The organism is Streptomyces flavofungini, assembly GCF_041028215.1.
Classification (GTDB): domain Bacteria; phylum Actinomycetota; class Actinomycetes; order Streptomycetales; family Streptomycetaceae; genus Streptomyces; species Streptomyces flavofungini_B.
The window spans coordinates 1-1914 of the sequence record NZ_JASKYR010001247.1 but is presented as its reverse complement, the minus strand read 5'-3'; the positions used below and the strand labels follow the sequence as shown (position 1 = coordinate 1914).

Genomic DNA, 1914 nt, shown 5'->3' with positions numbered 1-1914 from the left:
GTTCGGGGTGCCGGAGCTGGTGGCCGAGGCCGCGCTGCTCCAGGCGCGCCTGGACTGGTTCCAGGCGGAGCTGGCCCGCTTCACCGGGGACCAGCGGGGATAGCCCGGCGCGGCGCGGGTACTCGGGCCTCCCAGCCAGAAGGGAGGCGGCACCGGTGACCGGGACCACGCACGAGCGGCCTGCGCGTGAACAGGCACAGCAACTCGGTGGGAGAGCTCATCGAGCGGGCCACCGCACAGCTCTCGGACCTCGTACGTCAGGAGATGCGGCTCGCCGGGCAGGAGCTGACGGAGAAGGGCAGACGGGCCGGGGTACTCGCGGTGCTGGGGCGCGGGCAGCTGGCCCGCGCGGTTCCGCCCACGCCGCAGGGGGCGCTGGACAGCGTCAAGGCGGACGTCGAGGAGATCAAGGAGAGGGCGCACCGATGACGAAGACGCCCGAGGGCCCCGGGACGACGGGTGCGAAGACGACGGGTGCGAAGGAGCCGGACGAACTGCGTCGGCAGATCGAGGAGACCCGCGGCCGGCTCGGCGAGACCGTCGGGGAACTGGTCGCGAAGACGGACGTAAAGGCCCGCGCCAGACAACGGGCGGACATGGTCAAGGGCCAGGTACGAGGAACGGCGGCACAGGTGAAGGACAAGGTCACGGAGCAGGCGGCGCGCGTCAAGGACAAGGCGTCGGACGGAACGGGCCAGGCCGCGGAGGGTGCGGCCGTGGCGAAGGGCAAGGCCGCCGAGGGGGCGGCCGTCGCGAAGGGCAAGGCCGTCGAGGGCGCCGCGCGGGCCAAGGAGGCCGCGCTCGGGGCCAAGGCGCGGGCGGAGGAGCACCCCGCCGTCGCACAGACCGAACAGAAGGTGGCCGAAACCGCGCGCCGGGTGCGGGAGAACGCGCCCGAGCCGGTGCGGGCCGCCGCCGACAACGTCATGCGCACCGGCCGCCGCAACCCGGGCACGTTCGCCGCGGTGGGCGCGGGGGTGCTGATCGCCTGGGTGGCGCTGCGCCGCCGGAGCAGGGGTGGACGCCGATGAGCGGGAGCAAGATCCTCTACAAGCCGCTCGGCATGGCCTTCGGCATGCTCGGCGGCGCGGTGGCGAGCGCGCTGTTCAACCGCACCTGGAAGGCGGTTGCGGGCCAGGACGACGCCCCCGACGCCCATGACGAGAACCGCGCCTGGGGCGAGATCCTGGCCGCGGCGGCCCTCCAGGGCGCGATCTTCGCCGTCGTCAAGGCGGCGGTGGACCGCGGCGGCGCGGTGGGCGTGCGCCGGGTCACGGGCACCTGGCCGGGCTGACCGCCCCGCCCGACGAGACCGCCSGACGGCCGTGTCCCCGAACGGGGCGCGGCCGTCCGGCGTGCCGGGCGGCCCGTGCGGCGTGCGGGGAGGCCCGTCCGGTGTGCCGGAGGCCTCGTTGACGGGGCCGGGGGCCCGGAGGAAGCTCGGGCCATGAGTCTTGAGGGTCCGCATCCCTACGCGCGCTACGTGGCGATCGGCGACAGCCAGACCGAGGGCGTCGGGGACGGCGACGACGTCCGGGGGTACCGGGGCTGGGCCGACCGGCTCGCCGAGATCCTGGCGGAGGGACGGCCCGGCCTCGGCTACGCGAACCTCGCCGTGCGCGGGCGGCTGACGGCGCGGATCAAGGCGGAGCAGCTGGAGCCCGCCCTCGCGCTCAAGCCGGACCTGGTGACCGTCATGGCGGGCATGAACGACCTGGTGCGCCCCGGCTTCGACGCCGCGCGGACCGCCGCCGACATCGAGGAGATGTTCGTCCGCCTGACCGGCGCGGGCGCGCGGGTGGCCACCGTGACCTTCCCCGACATCGGGCGCGTCGTCCCCCTCGCGCGGCGGGCGCTGCCCCGCGTCCTGGAACTGAACGCCCGGATCAGGGCCGCCGCCGACCGGCACGGTGT

3 protein-coding genes and 1 pseudogene are annotated in these 1914 nt (G+C 75.3%); all 4 read left to right on the top strand.

All coding sequences use genetic code 11. The features are described from left to right. Window positions 1-155 precede the first annotated feature (155 nt). Window positions 156-429 (top strand): annotated as a pseudogene (locus tag AB8Z36_RS40140) (phage holin family protein). Continuing rightward, window positions 426-1031: a DUF3618 domain-containing protein gene (locus tag AB8Z36_RS40135; protein ID WP_369218291.1), complete on the top strand. Its 606-nt coding sequence runs from the start codon at window positions 426-428 to the stop codon at window positions 1029-1031. The pseudogene AB8Z36_RS40140 and the gene AB8Z36_RS40135 overlap by 4 nt, the downstream one beginning before the upstream one ends. Beyond that, window positions 1028-1294, top strand: coding sequence for a DUF4235 domain-containing protein (locus AB8Z36_RS40130; protein ID WP_369218290.1), 267 nt, complete (start codon window positions 1028-1030; stop codon window positions 1292-1294). Before AB8Z36_RS40135 ends, AB8Z36_RS40130 begins: the two co-directional genes overlap by 4 nt. A gap of 153 nt (window positions 1295-1447) precedes the next feature. Next, window positions 1448-1914, top strand: a 467-nt coding sequence (locus AB8Z36_RS40125; RefSeq protein WP_369218289.1) for an SGNH/GDSL hydrolase family protein, incomplete at its 3' end; no start/stop codon positions are given.